The sequence below is a fragment of the Luteolibacter pohnpeiensis genome, assembly GCF_016595435.1.
Lineage (GTDB): Bacteria > Verrucomicrobiota > Verrucomicrobiia > Verrucomicrobiales > Akkermansiaceae > Luteolibacter > Luteolibacter pohnpeiensis.
The window spans coordinates 222,419-240,172 of record NZ_JAENIJ010000003.1 but is presented as its reverse complement, the minus strand read 5'-3'; the positions used below and the strand labels follow the sequence as shown (position 1 = coordinate 240,172).

Here is a 17,754-nt window from a genome sequence, read left to right as displayed (position 1 = left end):
GGGGACGGCAGATGAGGAAAGCTAATAGGCTTCAAATAGTCGTACCAGCTTTTTATGAGATCTTTCGGCAATTATTTTTGGCAAACGGTCTATGCCAAAGCTGACTTGGAACATCGGTCGGCAAACCTCCTGTGTTGGTCAGAAGTTCTTTCAAAGTCACTTTGCGAAATGCCGAATTCATCTTCATTTCGCCAAACGCCTCACCACAGGTTGTCGACCAGGAGATCTCCCCTTCTTTCACCAGAATCGCCGCGAGCGTCGCAGTCATCGATTTGGTGCAGGAGCCAAGATGAAATCGGTCCTCAAGGGTGACTTTTTCAGGACTTCCAACTTTCCGATACCCGGCAACACCCGCAGCAACGACCTCTCCCTGCAAATAAGCTGCGGCGGCAATTCCCGGAACTTCTGCTGAAAGCAATTGGGTGAGGTCATCGCCGATATCCGCGGGGCTTGCGGAGGCCAATGCGACGGACAGCAAAACCCATCCCGCGAAAATCCGCCCAAATCCAGAGATCATTGAGCCATCGGAGCAGATTTCATCGCAAAGTAAATCAGATCCGGGCTGAGCGAACCTACCAAAATGAAATCACCAAGATTGCCGTGGCCAACAGCAGCAGAACCGACCAAATCCGGTAGTTCCGATACCAAGGCATGCTGCGAAGCTCAATCGTCTCCGACTTGAAAAACTCCGGCGTCCATCGGATTTGATCGCCTTGTGAAGAATCCGAATTGGTGCCGAAGCGATTGCCGATTTCCAGCGCAATCCAGGACACCAGGCAGCCAATGGGCACGACGTAAAGGAAATGGATCTGAACGTCGTTCACGATAACATTGAGGACAAACAGCACGGCTCCGCAAAGAGTCCCTACGGTCAGGCAGACCATGGCGCCGATACGATTTGCCCGCTTCGAGAAGATCGCTGCAAAAAACAGAACAACTACGGGAGGTATCGTATAGGCAAGGACTTGCTGAAGGTAGGTGAACAGCGACTTGAAGCGCTGAATCTCCGGTGCCCATAAAGCAGCGAGAACCATGAATACCAAAGTCGTGATTTTCCCAACCCGCATGAGTTGCTTCGGAGTGAGATCCGGTTTGGCCTGACGGATGAAGTCCATGGTCACCAGCGTCGATGCGGAATTGAGGGTGGAGTCAATTTGAGACATCAGGGCCGCGATGAAACCTGCAAGGCAGAGGCCTAACAAGCCGGTTGGCAGCAGGTTGAACATCAGGGTTGGATAAACCAAATCCGCATTGGAAAGCTTCGGATAGAGATGAATCGCCATCGTTCCAGGCAAGACCATGATGAAGAGAACCGGAAGTTTCAGCGCGCCTGCCAGAAGAAGACCTCCCCGTCCGTGATTGAGCGTTTTCGCGCTCAAAGCTCGTTGCGCCATAAACTGATTGGTGCACCAAAAATAGAATCCAAGGATCGGAACGCCTGTCAGCAAACCAAGCCAAGGCATCGACTTATCAGAGAGCGGCCGGATCAAACTCAGTCGCTCCGCAGGCAATCCTGCGGTCATTCCCTGCCAGCCTCCGACTTTATCGTAAGCCGCCCAAGTGATGATGATGGCACCAACTACCAGAAATACAGTTTGAACGAAATCCGTGTAAATCACAGCCGCCAGCCCACCGACCATCGTGTAAACACCAGCGACGATCGCCAGCGCCATCACGGTCCAGAAGAGATCCACTTGTGGAAAAACCAGCTGCAGGATGATGCCTCCTGCGTAAAGGCTACCTGCGGTATCCACAATGATGTTCAAAAACAAGGTCAGTATGGAAAAATACCTCCGCGCGAACGGTCCGAACCTCAATCCGAGAAATTCCGGCAGAGTATAGACTCCGCTCCTGAGCAAAAATGGCAGCAAGAAGAAGGCAAAGAAAACCAGCACCACTGCTGCCATCCATTCATAATTGAAAACCCCGATCCCCGTCGCGTAGGCATCGCCGGCAAGTCCGATCAATGTCGTACTCGAAATGTTCGAGGCGAACAGTGAGACCCCGATGAACACCCAGGTCATCGATCTCCCCGCCAAGAAATAATCCTCAGCACCTTCGTGTTTTCTCCCGATCCAGAATCCGAGGATGATTACAAAAATCAGGTAGCCGCCGATCACTGCGTAGTCCGCCCACGCCAGTGATGCATCCATTGCCAATTGCGCCAACATTCCGGCAAGTCTAACGTCCGCGTCAAATGCAGTAAAAAACCGACTCCAGAATGCCTCCCGGAGCCGGTGTTAGAAAAAAGAAATCGGGCAATCCATGGTCAGCAGAATTGCCTGTGCTGAATCTGTTAGATCCCCTTGTAGCGCACGCGCTTGCCATCCGGGCCGATGGGCCGATCATCCACTGCGCGATTGATCGAGACATCCATCGATACACGCCTCGGTTCCGGTCGATCAAACCGGCGGCGTTCTTCCGCCTCGTTCACTTTCATTTCGCGTCCATTCAATTTGACGCCGTCTAAAGCCTCCATCGCGTTTTCGCCATCTTCCCGGTTTTCGAAAGTGACAAACGCAAAGCCCCGTGGCTTGCCAGTTTCACGATCAGTCGGTCGGTGGATGTTGAGGATGGGCTCGTGGTCCGCGAGGACTTCTCTGAGTTCTTCTTCTGTGGTTTCGTAGGTTAGATTTCCAATAAACAGTTTCATTATTCTCGTTCAGTGTGCCCGGGAATGAAGCCGGAAACCGCGCGAAATAAGCCCGATGTCCGATCCGGACAGCGAGTCAGTCTAGCCGATAAAGCCCCGTAAACCCAGCTTCTTTTTCCCGACAGCGGCAAAACCCTTTAGTTCCAATGGCCGAAAGCCCGTCTCAATCTTTGTATGCTGCGGGAAAAATCGGCAGTGAATCGAGAAAATCCGGTGAACAGCCTTTGAGTTTAAACCACCCGTTTCGATAGCCTACGACTTTGATCGGATTGGCGGTAACCAGCAGAATGAGCGCCATGAGAAGCAGCAATGACAACCCCGACATCACCTCGTAGCTATAGGTCCATTCATCGGCAAAATTGAAACCCGTCCCAAGCGCGACCGCAGACGATATCAACAGAATGCCACCGATCCAATTTCTATAGACCCATCTGCGCCGGAAGCGGCGTTGCAACGTATAGGACACCGAAGCTTTTTTTTGGAGTAGGAAAAAAAATAGAATTCCGATCACTCCCAACGAGAAAAGAATCAGGAGTGCAACCAGAGGATTCCATATCAGCCTGTTTCGTCTTCTCCACTCCTGATGATGCCCTGGTGCATTCGTAATCAGGCAGACATCCGGCAGGACTGCACCGTCCCTCACCCATAGATATTTCCGCTCGCGATAACACCCAATCGGCACACCTTCATTCAGGTCTGCCCCAGATGGAGAAAGTACTTCATAAGGATTGATTGAATCACTCATACTCACTTTGTCCAGATACGGGTATTGAGATCGAGCACCTCGGGGATGTAGAGCAGGATCACCAATTGCTCCAAAAACATCTTCAACTGATGCGTCTGATTGGCAGGCTGATGGAGATTGGGCTCAAACCAGTTCTCGCGTTTCGGAATCGCCAGGTGCATCTGTGAGTCAATGAACGCGGCAGAAAGCCCTTTCGGCCAAGTGTTCCTCAGTCGGAGAAGCCGCTCTTGGAAATCAGGAGTCAGCAAATATCTGGCTTCGACCTGGTCACCGGCGCGGATTTTGAAAGCACGCTCAAACTCGGGATTTTCCAAGCGAACCAGATCCCCGGAGAGCCCCTGGAGTTTGCGGCCGAGCCAGCCGAAATTTGCTTCGGCCACGTCAGGTTCCACCAATACCCAACTATGAAAGGCCTTGTTGAAGTCAGCGATCAGATAGATGCCTTGAAAGACCGTCACCCAACGCGTTTGCGAGCGCCCCTTTGAATCCGTGGTCGTCTCCTTTCGCTCCACATGCAACTCGCTGAGGAGGATTTCGGTTTCTCCGACCTTACCATGAAAACAATCCTCGCCGTGATAGCGATCGATGCGTGAGTTGAACAAATGGGAGCGTTTGAATTGATTCATTCCCACCATCGAATCCGGCAAATAATGAATTCCCGGCGCCACGAGCCTTGCGGCCTCCTTGAAGGCCTGATGCTTGAACTGGCGAAGATACTCCTTCGTCGCACTGCCCTGAATCGCCATGTAAGCGATCAGCGCGATCACGATTGCCCCAAAGATTGTGAAGAGTCCAGCGCCAGGCTCTGCTTGAGAAACGAGCAAGCCGATCAACAAGCCTGCGCCCGCGATCACAGCTGCAACCAACCCGCCGGTTTTGCGTTTGCCCAATGCGGTAAGGCGCTGCTGTTCCAGCTGATTCAGAACCGGCGCGAGATCCGCGACGATTTTTGCCACATCCGGCTTCCAGGCCACTGAGTTGTTAGAATCGGACATTTGGATTTGTGCGTTCATTCACCGCGATTTCGAACTGCGGCATGGTTTTAAAGTTGAACATTGATGCCACGATCGAAGACGGCACCATGCCGACTGAATTGTTATAATCCATCACCGAAGCGTTGTAGGTTCGGCGGGCGGCGGCGATCTGTGCTTCGCACTCGGCGAGTTGCCGTTGGAGCATCAAAAACTGGCGATCACTTTTCAGATCAGGATAAGCTTCGGCGGTGGCCACCAGTCGTCCCACTTCCTGATGCAGCATTTCCTGATCATGCCAACTGGATCGATGCGATAGCGCCTGCTGGCGGGCTTTCGTGACGGCTTCTAACACTTCCCGCTCGTGGGCGGCATAACCTTTCACCGTCTCGACCAAATTCGGCACCAGATCGAATCGCTTTTTCAGCTGCACATCGATCGTCGCAAACGCATAGCGCACCTGATTTCTCCGGTTCACCAACGAATTGTAGGTGATCGCCAGCCAGAGCAGAAAAACGACAATGACAGCCAACAACAGCCAAATAATCTCCATCGGCGCCAAACTGGCAGAAGTTCCCCTCCGTGGCTATTACAAGGTTTGCAACGTTTTCAACGGGTCTGGAATCAAGAAAACGCCTGGGTCTTTGGCTTTTCAGTCACCAGAATTACCGACCTCCGGCCCATTCCATCCCGTGCGCCAAAAGCGGACGGAGACGATCCGTCGATTCCGGATGCGGACTGACGCAAAGCACCCTGCCATTGCCAAATTCCGTGGAGATGATCGCCGGGGTTCCGGTCATGGTTCCTTGCTGAAGATCGTATTGCGAAACCTCACTCCGGAACCAGGCCAGAACCTGATATTTCGGCAAGGAGTCCAAGCCTGCGGCCGAGACGATCGGGCCATTGTGATAGCGGACCTGCAAGGTATCGGGAAAATCTCCCAAAACGCTTTTCCCCGCTGCGCTTAGTTCCATGGCTACCGTTGCCGAATTCCCCCGATACCACATGCTTTTCTTGCCCAAGCCAGGAACTTCGCGACTTTCACAAAATGTTTGGTGATTGCTGATCCTTAGCGACCACGGGTAATTGGCAGCCGCGAGATATGCACCCGCGCAGATGCCGACATAACCGCCACCTGATTCCACGAAGTCACGGATGATGCCACGCCCAGATTCTTGCAATGCTGCGGCTTCCTTACTCCCACTCCCACCGGGAAACACAACGAGGTCGAATCGCTTCAAAGCACCATCGCGGATGTCTTCCGCATCCACTCGCCAAGCCAATGCTCGCGGGATCTGCAGCGCAGTTTTGACCACTTCATCGGCTCCGTTCGAACTCACTCCTTCATCATCAAAAATGGCAATCTTCAGACCATCGCCATCGGCCGGAGGGGTCATGGATGGCGTGGCATCTGGTGCAATCATGCCAATCTGTGAGAGAAGTTCATGAACCATCACGCGTTGCTGGCGAACCCTGAAGGGCAATCGCTGATCCTTGCTGGTCGTTTCCAAAATCATGGTGGAAGCCCCGAGAAATTCAGCCGTTGCGCGAGCAAGACTCCCTTTGATGGGCGGGCTCAAATTGACAAACTGCAGTTTTTCCTGACCGATGCCCGCATTCACCGCATGCAACATGGATGGAACTGATCGATCTGTTTCGATCGTGTCGCTATCGATGATGGATGAACCGACGGAGCCAGGCTGGAGTTGGTGAAATCCATATCCTTCGTGCAGGTCGATCAGCCAATCCGGTTTTTGCTCAGTGACGAATTCCCAAAGAGATTTGGCTAATGCCCCGGTCGCTTCATTTTTCGATCCCGGTTTGGGAAAATTCCGGTTGAGATCCTGCTCACCCTGTTCTGCACCGGGAACAAACCGGGTGTTGGCTTCCAACCCAAGTGCATTGACTCGCGGGATCACCACAAGCGTCCCTCGGAGAATGTTCCAATTCCGGATTTGTTCCGCTGCAAGTGAGCCTGCCGGTTCATTGCCGTGCACCCCGCCTGTTAGAATCAATTTCGGTCCAGGCTCCTTTCCGTGAATGATGAAATATGGAGTTTCCCAGCGACTCCCAGCCGCGATTTCCCCCTGCTCGATCCCAATTTCCCCCTGCTCGATCCCAGTTTCTATCTGCGAAAAAGCGACACATGCAAACAACAGCCACAGATAAGAAATAGCCCACTTCATGATTTAGAGTGGAGCATCCCAGCTGCTATCGGAACGAGATGCAAGTCACCGAAGATGACAAAATTGCCAGATGGCTTGCAGGTCGATTCTCGAATGGCTCAAGTCAAACGCCGAGCGGTTGAACATTTGGGACTGATGGCCCAGTTGCCTGTGCGAATTTGGTTTTCGCACGAAGCATCAGAGTGCCAAGGAAGAGGTCTGCCAGCGGAAAGACCACATTGAAGTTTTTGTGCATGTAGCGGTGATGCAACAGGTGATGTCCATTCAAACGACGGAACCACCAAGGTTTTTCCACCCGGCGCGCCTTCGGCAAATGCATGCACCAGTGGATGTATTCGTAGGTGCCGTAGTAGCCAGCAAATGCAATGAGCCCACCAAGGGCGAAACTCCATTCCCCAATCAACCAGGATAGCAGCGCGAAGGGGGCAACACCGATCGCAACCAGTACCGGTCCATTCCACCAAGCCATTGGAATGGTTCCCTTATCTTTCTCATCATGAAGGTGATAAGTGTGATCCGCCTTGAACACTTGATGATGCACCACGGCGTGAGCGTGGAAGGCATAACGGAATTTTCCAACCGGGCGATGCATCACATACTTGTGAAGTGTCCACTCGAAGAAGGAGGCAAAAACGACGCCAACAAGGACGCCGACGACACACCACAGTAAGAAAAAAGTCATAAAAGTTAGATCCATGAAATTGGCATAGCCGCGCGGAGTTATAGGGAAGCTCTGCACTTGGCAAGCTCCCTCCTTCAATAAGTTTCCAATTCGAGCAGAACGAATTTGGGAAGAATGAGAGATGGATCAGATTCTATCTTTCCAGAAATCCTCATGCAGAGTCGGTTGGCCCGGGAAGCCGGGAACCACAACTCTTGCAAAAGCTGGCGCATGGATCATGTCCCAGATGTTGACAATTCGCACACTTTCTCCCGTCCATTTTCACCGGGCTTAGCTCCTTGAAAATCTCCGCGCCGACGATCCCAGTGGGCACCGCAATGATCGCAAAGCCTGTGAGCATCATCACCGATGCAAGAATTTTGCCGATCACGGTGACGGGTGCGATGTCACCATAACCCACTGTCGTAATTGTAACAATTCCCCAATACATCGATTGAGGGATGCTGGTAAAACCCGTTCCTTCCCTGCCACCCTCGATCAAATACATCAGAGTACCTTCGATGCTAACAATCGCCATCACAGCAAACAGAAATACCGCGATTTTCGAACGGCTCGCCTTCAAGGCAGATACCAGAAAGTCTGCCTCGCTCATGTGATGGCCCATTTTCAAAATCCGGAACATCCGCAACAATCTCAGAACGCGGATCACAATCAGGTGACCAGATCCTGTTAGAAAAATTTCCAGATAGGTGGGCAGGATGGAGAGCAAATCGACAATTCCGAAAAAACTAAGCGCGTATCTCCGTTTCTTACGCACCACCCACATGCGCAGGGAGTATTCGATGGTGAACAGAATCGTAAACAACCACTCGAACCCTTTTAATAATTCGCGATGGAACACCTCCACACTCTTCACCGTCTCCAGCATCACCACCAAAATGCTTCCTGCGATGAGCCAGAGTAGAACTACATCGAAGGCTTTGGCCCCAGACGTGTCTGAGAGGAAAATGATTCTCCATAGCCGCTCCTTGAGTGGCTCATTTTCTCGATTCGGCTCCGGTGGTGATTCACTCTGCATAAAAGCTGCATCAAACACCAAATGCCGGACTTCGTCAAAGCGCGCTGTCAGGCCCCACGATATCTACTCGCCAAAACGGCGTGAACACGCACAATTCCTAGTATGAACGAATCCGCGTCCAAAGCGCTGCCCGGGCTGATCTGCATTCTTTCTCTCCTGAGCGTGCCCACCGCACTCGGCTGGGATTATCAGGGCCACCGGATGGTCAACCAGATCGCCCTCGCATCGCTGCCTGCGGATTTCCCCTCATTTGTCAAAGAACCTGCAGCCGCCGAACGCATCGCATTCCTCGCAGGCGAGCCGGATCGCTGGCGGAATACCCAGGATCTTCCCATCAAGCATTTCTCCAGTCCGAATCATTATCTGGATTACGAACAAATTCAAATGGCGGGGTTGAATCCTCAGAAGCTCCCCCCCATGCGATATGACTTCGTCACTCAATTTGCAGCTGGACGCGCATCACACCTGGCAGCTTTCCCGAAAGTCGATCCGGAGAAAAATGCAGATCATACTGCGGAATGGCCCGGATTTCTGCCATGGCAAATTGCTGAAGATTATGGAAAACTAAAGTCTGGATTTTCCTATCTGAAAGAACTCGAAGCATTGGGCACGCCCGATGAAATTGCCAACGCAAAGGCCAACATCATCTACATCATGGGCACGATGGGACACTATGTCGGCGACGGCTCACAGCCACTGCACATCACGATTCATCATAATGGCTGGGTTGGTGATAATCCGAATGACTATACACGCTGGTCCGGATTCCATGCCTGGATCGACGGGGGCTTTATTCAACAATCCGGCATTCAGCTTTCCGACATGCTGCCCGAAGTTAAACCAGTCAGTGCGTGGACACTGACTGAAGGCTCGGGAGATCCAGTTTTCGCCAAAGTATTCGAATACATTCAGGCACAGCACGCTTTCGTTGAACCGATCTATCAATTGGAAAAGAAAGGCGCCTTCAGAGCGGAAAATCCGGTGAAATCCGAAGAAGGAAAGAAATTCATTGAGCAGCGATTGCTAAGCGGTGGTCGCACACTGGCAGAAATTTGGCTTACCGCCTATCGCGAAGCGGGCCCTGATTCCTTCCTTCGCCGGGTGCTGGAAGAACGAAAAGCAAAGGAAGCAGAAAGCGCCAAAGAGACGAAGGATAACTGAGGAGTTTTTGAGGAGCTAAAAGCCACATTCGGCAACCGCTTCCCATTGCCGTGAATTTCAGATAGATCATGGCCATGGAAAGCGATTACCGGATGCGATCTAGATTTTGATATGCGTTATGACTTTCAGAAAGAAAATACCATTAATCGCCTGTGCAGGGGTTCTTATTTTAATATTTTTATTAAGCCGATCGAGGAATCCATTAGAACCTTTCCAGAGTCGGGAGAGCGCCAGAAAAAATGCACAAAACTCCTCCTTATTTAATTCTCATGATACGATAGAAGACCTATCAAGCCGCTCGAAAACGAGATTGCATAATGATGAATTGACCGATGAAGATTGGCTTGCAATCAATAGAGTTAAAGAAGAATTCGAAGACTACCTTAAAGAAGAGGAACTTCATCGTGTATATAATGTCGCATCTCATGAAAATCCTGAATATTTTAATGCGTTCACCTATGAGATTTCCATTAAGCCACCAACCAATGATGAAGTCAAAGCGTGGAAGTTATATAAGAAAGAATTGCTCGCCGAGCTAAATGAAAAGCAGATCGGGAAAGCAAAGCTTGCTTTAAATGAATTAGATAAAGAATACTCAGTATATTTGACGAATGAGAAAAAGGTTACGGTAAGAGTTCCTCATGATGAATCAGAGCTTGCCACTTATGGCGAAAGTTTCATCCTTGATCTAAAATCAGGAAGAGACTCTCAGTCCGCATATGCCTCTTCTTTCCCTTCTGGAGGCGTATACAGTTTGCTTAGGTTTTCGGGGCATCGAGCCGATATTTTAAAAGCATGGAGATATGATCATGTATTAACTCTCAAATAAATATGTCTGATGCTTCAAAGTGACGCACGATTCTCTTTTTAGGTCACATCCGAAAACCTCTTACCATAGCCGTAGATTTCAGTTAGACCACAGCATGGGATTTCGACGACCCGGCAGCAACCAGCAGGATCTTTTCGGACAACTTGATCATGATAAAAATGGTGCAACGCATGACGCCGCTCGACAAGTTGACTTCGTTTTCACGATTCAAAATCGTGGTGATGCAAAAATACCACGCGCTTTCCGAGGCGCAGACCAAAGAACAGATTCTTGATCGTTTCAGCTTCATGCGCTTCCTTGACATGGTTCCGGGCGATGCGATTCCCGACAAAAGCATGATCTGGCATTTTTAAAGAAAAGCTGGGAGCCGATGATGTGACGGACTTGTTTGCGGAACAATGGCGATACAGCAGCGCAAAAAGGCAAGGCACGCATTTGCCAGAAGGGGTCAAGGCGCAAACCGCTAACCAAAGCGCAGAAAAGAAAAATCGCAAGGAGAGCTGGATCCGAGCGCGAGCCGAACATGTGTTCGGTGCGCAAGTGTGGCAGATGGGCGCGGACCGGATTGCTAAGATAGGTATCGTAAGAGAGGTGCCTCATTTACAACCTACTTCGACTGGGACAGCTCAATCTACGCGTGGCATGGTGATGAATAGCACGGCAGCCGCCGTCGAGGTCAGCGAAAAAACCACCGAATTTCCCACGATTTATCCGATCCAAGAGACCGCCATGATTCGACTCCGTCACCGGATGTGGCCTTTAGAAAACCCTAATTGGCAACGTCTGCCTTCGCCTCGATCAGCACTGCAAAGTCCGCCACGGTGCTGAGATTTTCAATTTCATTCTCGGATATCGTGACTCCGAATTCTTCTTCCATGGCATGAAGCACTTCGTCCATGGCGAGGGCATCCATTTGTAAATCCTGGCCCAGTTTTTGATCCATGGAAACGGATTCCCCATCGAGATGCAGGGTGGTCGCAATCACTCGGGCAACCCGGTTGCGTAGGGCTTCAGAGACTTGGTCACCAGGCACTGTTTCCCGGGTGGGCGGCCCGTCATCCGAACCAAAGCTTTTGATCACTTCCATCATCAACGGCAACATCTCCTGTTCTTTGGAAATGGAAGTCCAGGCTATCACTTGATGATATGACTTTGCCGTCTCGACCGAATATCGGTGATATACAATATTGATGCCATTTGTTGTGCCTTGAAGCCGATGGTATATCGCCGGGCATCCCCCCATGGTTTGCGATTCTGCAGCCGATAGCTCTGGATTACCCAGTGCCTCAAAAAGTTTACCGGTCGTTAGTTGGTCAAAGTCTTCCAATCCACCCGCGATATCCAATTTGGAATCCGTGATTACCATCGCGCAAACTTGCTCATTCCGACTTGTGGCTCCGATAGCAGCGTAGTCATTCAGGGAAGCTTTCTCCTTCCAGCTTTTGGGAATATCCAGGTGACTGTGTAAATCTTCGGAAAAAATCCGATACTTCGGGTCATCGGTCTCATGGGCCAAACTCGACTTCCCAACGAGGTTCACTACCACACCAACCCCCAACAAACTTGAAACCAAAGCCACCACGCCGGAAAGAACGCACCAAATGACCCAAACGCCCTTGCCCTTGGTGATCGATTTGATGAGTGAAATCATGAACAGCAGCCCGCCGCCCAGAACTCCCGTGGCGACCAAGCCATACACCACCGCTTTTCCAATCAACTCTCCAGTTCCGTCTGCAGACATATCTTGGCATCGTCTCCATTTAGCAATTTTCAGCAAGATGATTTCTCGCCCCGTTAGATTGAGCGAAGCGAGAGAAGATCCATCGACACGGCACGATCCAGCTCCATAAGATTTCCCCAGAGCGCCTTTGCGGTTTAACCATGAAAAAGCAATCCTCCACGATTTCCGTCCAGGCTGGGAAAATCGAGTTTGTCCGTAAAAACTCGATTCACCTGGGGTGGAGAGATCTTTACCGCAACATTTTATCCCTGACGTGGCCGAGATTTTTGCTGGCGGTCCTGGCTGTCTACCTTTTGCTCAATCTACTCTTCGCCACTGCATTCACCTTGGGAGGGCCATGTCTCGCGGAGGTGCCGCAGGGATCATTTCCGGGAGCATTTTTCTACAGTGTCCAAACTTTATCCACGGTGGGATACGGGCACGTTTATCCAAAGACGGCTTACGGGGACATCGTCACCACTTTGGAAATCATGGTCGGGATGTTCTTCACGGCCGCGATCACAGGGCTCATCTTCGTTCGATTTTCCCGGCCGGTGGCCCAATTGCTCTTCAGTGACCATCTGGTGATTTGCCACTACAATGGAATGCCAACGCTCCAGTTCCGAGTGGCGAATCTTTATCATCAGACCATGGTCGATGCCGAGTTTCGTCTGATGATGGTGAGGAAAGAAGCCATTGATGACGAAGAAGATGCGAGGCGATTTCACACGCTCAAACTGGAATACGATCGGCTGATTTTATTTCCCACGGCGCTCACCATTCGCCACGTGATTGACGAAACCAGTCCGTTGTTCGGAGTGACGCCGGCATCACTAGAATCCTCCGCCAGCCGCTTCATGGCCTCGATCGTCTGTGTCGACACTGTGATTCCCGCGAGCGTTCACAGTGAGGCCGATTATTTGTGGAGTGATGTCCGCTTTGATCACCGATTTGTCGAAATTTACCATGAGCATCCAGATGGCCGGATGGAGGTCGACTATGGCAGAGTCCATGAGACCGAATTGCATCCAAAGCGCTTATTTCGGTTAGAAAAATGAGAGTACTTGGCATCCTCCGGCTTGAGCTGGAATTCGATCGACCGCACGGATTGATCCGCAACGTTTGCGAAATCACCGAATTGCCGCTAGGATGAATGTCTGCGGAGCAGGACCTCCGTCAACATTTCCACCACGCCTATTTCTGCCTGTCCGGAATTCAAAAATGCAAAACTCCGTCCCCACCTCCACCGCCAAAGAAAGCCGACTTTCACTGCAACGCCTGCTGGCCAGGTTGCATAAAACGTTTCCTGATGAAGTGGAGTCTGCGGATTGGCAGGCATTTGAATCCCGTCTGGAAGACCACTTCCCTGTCCTGTTCGATCTGTTGTGGAGAATCTACGGGCCGAGCTACGATTTCTTTTTCCACGTAGAAGCCATCCTCCAAACGGCCGCCCAATCCTGGTTGGACCGCCCCGGAGATTTGAAATCTCTCGATGCCATCCGCGAAGGCCATCCGCATTGGTATCAGTCCAATCGCGTGGTGGGCGCTATGGCTTATGTCGATCTTTTCGCCGGAGATCTGGCGGGATTGCGCGAGAAAATCAGCTACCTTAAGGAAATCGGTGTCACTTACCTGCACCTAATGCCGCTCTTCAAAAGCCCGGCGGGCGATGATGACGGAGGCTACGCAATCAGCAGTTACCGCGATCTGGATCCATCGATCGGGACGATGGATGAACTCAGGGAGCTCTCCGCGGAGCTGCGCCAGCAAGGGATGAGCTTGGTATTGGATTTCGTGTTCAACCACACCTCCGACGAACATGAATGGGCGATGCGGGCGCTGGCAGGTGAAGTCGAATACCAATCGTATTACCGAATGTTCCCGGATCGGCATGAGCCCGATGAATACGAGCGAACGCTGCGGCCGATTTTCCCGGACGCGCATCCGGGATCGTTCACTTACCGCACGTCTCTCGGTAAATGGATCTGGACGACATTTAACAATTTCCAATGGGATCTCAATTACGAGAACCCGGCTGTTTTCAATGCGATGGCTGGCGAAATGTTGTTCCTTGCCAACGCCGGTGTGGAGATGCTGCGCATGGATGCCGTGCCGTTTTTGTGGAAGGAAAAAGGCACCTCCTGTGAAAACCTGGAGAATGCTCACCTGTTGATCCAGGCGTTCAACGCCATGGCTCGCATCGCCGCGCCGGCTCTGGTTTTCAAATCAGAGGCCATCGTCGCACCGGATGAGATCAAACGCTACGTTTCAGAGCGCGAGTGCCATTTGTCCTACGATCCACCGCTGATGGTGCAACTGTGGAACTCCATCGCCACCCGCGATGCCCGGATGTTGAACGAGTCCCTGCCCAAGCGTTTCCAGCTGCCATACGGTTGCTCGTGGGTGAACTACATCCGTTGCCACGATGATATCGGCTGGGGATTTGAAGATCGCGATCTATGGGAAATGAACATCAATCCAGGCGATCACCGCTGGTTCCTCAATCGCTTTTTCTGTGGCGAGGAACCGTCGAGTTTCGCCCGCGGAAAACTTTTCCAACTCAATCCCGTCACGGGAGACGCCCGGATCTGTGGGACCACCGCATCGCTCTGCGGATTGGAAAAAGCGCTGGAAGAAAACGACGATTTCCAAATTGGCCAGGCGATCCAGCGGATTCTCCTGCTCCACAGCATCCTTTTCACCATCGGCGGCGTGCCATTGATTTATTTGGGAGATGAAATCGGCCAACTCAACGACCACTCCTATCACGATGACATCGGCAAGGACGGCGATGACCGCTGGTTGCATCGTCCGCCATTCGATTGGGAAAAGGCCGAACGGCGGCGCGATCCAGAAAGCGTGGAAGGGCGCATTTTCAACGGCATTCTAAAGCTTTCTCAAATCCGCAAAAACAACCACGCCTTCAACGAATGCCACACCGAGTTCATCGATACCGGCAATCCTCACGTTTTCGGCTATTTCCGTAGCAGCGAAGGGCAAAGCATTCTCTGCCTCGCCAATTTCTCCGAGCATCCGCAGGATTTGCCGGCAACGCGCCTACGCCAATTGGGAATGCGGAAAACCTTTACGGACATCATCGCAGGGCGCACCATAGTCGCCACCCAAAAACTCACACTTGAGCCATTGCAATTTGCTGCACTGATGTAAGACTCACTCCACGACTTCATCGGCAGCAGGCTGCCACTGACCATTCGCTCCCACGAGATCCGCTCCCCCGAGATCCAATCAACGAATGAAAATCCTAGCATGTCTTCTGCCCGTTCTCCTGGGCACCGCATCTGTCGTTTCCGCTGCAGATGCCTATGTGGAAGGGGAAGTCCTCGTCACTTTCAAACCCGGAGTTGCCGAACAGGACGCCACCACGACGGTGAACGGAAAATCCGCGCGTTTCACCAAACGCTTCCAGCGCATCGGCAAACACAGCAATCGAGTTTCCGGAGTGATTCAACAAGACGGTAAGACAACTGCGGAGTTGATCCAAGAGTTTAGCGCAGACCCTCAAGTCGAATCCGTCGAGCCGGATTACATTCGCCACGTCACTGCCCTTGGCGATGATGATCCACAATTCAGCCAACTTTGGGGACTCGAGAATACCGGCCAGACCGTCAACGGAACCACCGGCACGGCTGGGGTCGATATCGAATTTCAAAGCGCTTGGGCACTTGCCAAACCAGATAGCGACGAAGTGGTGGTGGCAGTCATTGATACTGGAGTCGATATCACCCACCCCGACCTCGCTGATAATATCTGGACGAATCCGGGAGAAATCGCTGGCAACGGAATCGATGATGATGGCAACGGCTACATTGACGACGTCCACGGCTATGATTTCGCGAGTAAGACCGCGACCATCACCGATTCCGGAGAGCACGGAACTCACGTGGCCGGAACCATCGGCGCCACGGGTAACAATGAGATCGGGGTGATCGGCGTGGATTACAAAACCAAGATTCTGCCGCTCAAAGTCTCTACTGACGGAGACACGATGCAAACTTCCGCCGTGATGAGCGCGATCAATTACGTGATCGCCCTCAAGGAAAGCGGCGTCAATATCGTCGCAGTCAACGCTTCCTATGGCGGCAGCTCATTTAGCAACAGCGAATACACCAGCATCAAAGCATTGCGAGATGCTGGCATCGTGATTTGCGCCGCAGCCGGCAATGATGGTACGAACAACGATAGCAGCCCACTCTATCCGGCATCCTACGACAGTAGCAATGTCATCGCCGTTGCCGCGCTAAGCCAAACCAACGGACTGGCGAGTTTCTCCAACTACGGAGCCACCTCCGTCGACATCGCCGCACCTGGAGTGAACATCAAGTCCACCATGCCACTCAGCCTGACCAGCGTCTCCATCAGTTTCACCGCCAATGATGAAGAGATCGATGCGAGCCAGTTGGAATATTCAGAAACCACCGATTCCGCAGGCGTCAGCGGGACCTTGGTCGATTGCGGCATCGGCAACACCTCGGAGTTCCCCACCAGTGTTGCGGGAAATATTGCTCTGATACAGCGTGGCACCCTCACCTTCGCCACCAAGGTCTCCAACGCGAAAGCTGCCGGAGCGATCGCCGCCATCATTTATGACAACACCGATGAGTCACTCAGCGAATCCGCTGGCTGGACCCTCGGCGCGGAAGGCGACTGGTTGCCCGCACTGCAAATCACCAAAGCAAGCGGTGAAGCTCTTCTCGCGACCTTGCCAACCACGGCCACCGTTGTCATCAGCAGCAACACCGACGATGCCTATCAGTTTCTGAGCGGCACCTCCATGGCCACTCCATTCCTCACTGCAGCCGTTGCTTTTTCTGCGAGAAATTTCCCCGAGGAATCCATGAGCGAGCACATTGCCCGCATCCTCAATAACACCACGCCTGTAACCGCCCTGAGCGGGAAAATTGTCACCGGTGGCCGCCTTGATTTACTGAAGATTGTCGATACCGATAGCGATGGGCTTCCCGACTGGTGGGAGACCGAACATTTTGGGGACCTCGCGCAAACGTCATCGGATGATCCCGATAATGACGGATACACCAACCTCGAAGAATTCACCGCAGACACAGATCCTACGGACGCCACCGACTCACCGACTTCTGGAACGACTCAATCCTTGCTGGCGATTGATAGCGTTTCCACCACGACAGATTCCACCGGCAGTCACTTCACCATGACGTTCAATACCGAAGTCGGTTATACTTACGAAGTCGAGTGGAGCGAAACCCTGGAGACCGGAAGTTGGCAAACACTCGGCGATCCGATCACCGGGACGGGATCGGCCGTCCAAGTGTCCGATCCCGATGATATGGCGGATGTGCCAAAACGATTCTATCGAGTCGTGCAGTCAGAATGATTCTGTTACGGTAATCACTTTCCTTTCGGAATGAATTTCGAAGGAGGAGCACCGAGGTATGGGATGGAGCAATCCGTTGGCGTTCTCTTCCCACAATGCCTGCATGCCAAAATCACTTGGGTGCCCGAATGATCAATTCTCCCCACCGCTCTGCCACATGATGGGCAAAGCTGATCTGTGTAGGCGTTTTGGATCCTGATGATTTGCGGGATGGCGATGGTGAAGCAAACGATGAAGAAACCCATTGCTCCCACCCATTCTGCACCGAGCCAATACGCCAGACCGCTGAATCCTCCCATGATCAGAATCGCGAAGAAACTTTTCCGCCCCAATTGATGATACCAAATCTGATGAACGGAATGAAAACATTCTGCAACGTCAGTTGACTCCTTTTCCGGCTTCATCGCTTGAGACGGGT

Annotated in this window: 16 protein-coding genes; 6 read left to right on the top strand and 10 right to left on the bottom strand. The window is 52.0% G+C overall.

The genetic code is table 11. The features are described 5' to 3' along the window. Positions 1-52: 52 nt before the first annotated feature. The 9 genes from JIN85_RS03255 to JIN85_RS03215 all read right to left on the bottom strand — a co-directional run bounded on the left by JIN85_RS03255 (position 53) and on the right by JIN85_RS03215 (position 8,255). On the bottom strand, positions 53-517 hold the full coding sequence (locus tag JIN85_RS03255) for a serine hydrolase domain-containing protein (RefSeq protein ID WP_200267602.1): 465 nt from the start codon (positions 515-517) through the stop codon (positions 53-55). 55 nt (positions 518-572) lie between these two features. Continuing rightward, positions 573-2,153 (bottom strand): sodium:solute symporter, encoded by a 1,581-nt coding sequence (locus tag JIN85_RS03250; RefSeq protein WP_200267600.1) that lies wholly within the window; start codon positions 2,151-2,153, stop codon positions 573-575. Between the two features lie 143 nt (positions 2,154-2,296). Continuing rightward, positions 2,297-2,653: an RNA recognition motif domain-containing protein gene (locus JIN85_RS03245; protein ID WP_200267598.1), complete on the bottom strand. Its 357-nt coding sequence runs from the start codon at positions 2,651-2,653 to the stop codon at positions 2,297-2,299. 163 nt (positions 2,654-2,816) lie between these two features. Further along, a complete protein-coding gene (locus tag JIN85_RS03240; RefSeq protein WP_200267596.1) occupies positions 2,817-3,398 on the bottom strand; it encodes a hypothetical protein in 582 nt (193 codons plus the stop codon). A 2-nt stretch (positions 3,399-3,400) separates the two neighbouring features. After that, the gene (locus JIN85_RS03235; protein WP_200267594.1) at positions 3,401-4,411 is read right to left on the bottom strand and encodes a DUF3137 domain-containing protein; all 1,011 of its coding nucleotides are present in this window, start codon (positions 4,409-4,411) and stop codon (positions 3,401-3,403) included. Next, positions 4,380-4,922: a LemA family protein gene (locus JIN85_RS03230; protein WP_200267592.1), complete on the bottom strand. Its 543-nt coding sequence runs from the start codon at positions 4,920-4,922 to the stop codon at positions 4,380-4,382. The genes JIN85_RS03235 and JIN85_RS03230 overlap by 32 nt, the downstream gene beginning before the upstream one ends. A 112-nt stretch (positions 4,923-5,034) precedes the next feature. After that, positions 5,035-6,555, bottom strand: a complete 1,521-nt coding sequence (locus JIN85_RS03225) for a BPL-N domain-containing protein (RefSeq protein ID WP_200267591.1) — start codon at positions 6,553-6,555, stop codon at positions 5,035-5,037. Positions 6,556-6,658: 103 nt separating this feature from the next. Next, positions 6,659-7,252 (bottom strand): fatty acid hydroxylase, encoded by a 594-nt coding sequence (locus tag JIN85_RS03220; RefSeq protein WP_234047201.1) that lies wholly within the window; start codon positions 7,250-7,252, stop codon positions 6,659-6,661. Between the two features lie 136 nt (positions 7,253-7,388). Further along, positions 7,389-8,255, bottom strand: a complete 867-nt coding sequence (locus tag JIN85_RS03215; RefSeq protein ID WP_200267589.1) for an ion transporter — start codon at positions 8,253-8,255, stop codon at positions 7,389-7,391. Between the two features lie 102 nt (positions 8,256-8,357). Here JIN85_RS03215 and JIN85_RS03210 point away from each other — a divergent pair, with 102 nt between their 5' ends. The 3 genes from JIN85_RS03210 (at position 8,358) to JIN85_RS03200 (ending at position 10,598) form a co-directional block, all read left to right on the top strand. Beyond that, on the top strand, positions 8,358-9,416 hold the full coding sequence (locus tag JIN85_RS03210) for a phospholipase C/P1 nuclease family protein (protein WP_200267587.1): 1,059 nt from the start codon (positions 8,358-8,360) through the stop codon (positions 9,414-9,416). A gap of 118 nt (positions 9,417-9,534) precedes the next feature. Then, the gene (locus JIN85_RS03205; RefSeq protein WP_200267585.1) at positions 9,535-10,245 is read left to right on the top strand and encodes a hypothetical protein; all 711 of its coding nucleotides are present in this window, start codon (positions 9,535-9,537) and stop codon (positions 10,243-10,245) included. 170 nt (positions 10,246-10,415) lie between these two features. Further along, positions 10,416-10,598, top strand: a complete 183-nt coding sequence (locus tag JIN85_RS03200) for a transposase (protein WP_200267583.1) — start codon at positions 10,416-10,418, stop codon at positions 10,596-10,598. A 416-nt stretch (positions 10,599-11,014) separates the two neighbouring features. On the opposite strand, the gene JIN85_RS03195 is transcribed toward JIN85_RS03200, so the two are convergent. After that, a complete protein-coding gene (locus tag JIN85_RS03195; protein ID WP_200267581.1) occupies positions 11,015-11,986 on the bottom strand; it encodes an acyl carrier protein in 972 nt (323 codons plus the stop codon). A gap of 140 nt (positions 11,987-12,126) precedes the next feature. Between JIN85_RS03195 and JIN85_RS03190 the strand changes: the two genes are divergently transcribed. The 3 genes from JIN85_RS03190 to JIN85_RS03180 all read left to right on the top strand — a co-directional run bounded on the left by JIN85_RS03190 (position 12,127) and on the right by JIN85_RS03180 (position 17,336). Further along, positions 12,127-13,023, top strand: coding sequence for an ion channel (locus JIN85_RS03190; RefSeq protein WP_200267580.1), 897 nt, complete (start codon positions 12,127-12,129; stop codon positions 13,021-13,023). A gap of 163 nt (positions 13,024-13,186) precedes the next feature. Further along, entirely contained in the window at positions 13,187-15,133 is a 1,947-nt protein-coding gene (locus JIN85_RS03185; RefSeq protein WP_200267578.1) for an alpha-amylase family glycosyl hydrolase, read from the top strand. 85 nt (positions 15,134-15,218) lie between these two features. Then, positions 15,219-17,336: a S8 family serine peptidase gene (locus JIN85_RS03180; RefSeq protein WP_200267576.1), complete on the top strand. Its 2,118-nt coding sequence runs from the start codon at positions 15,219-15,221 to the stop codon at positions 17,334-17,336. Positions 17,337-17,754 lie beyond the last annotated feature (418 nt).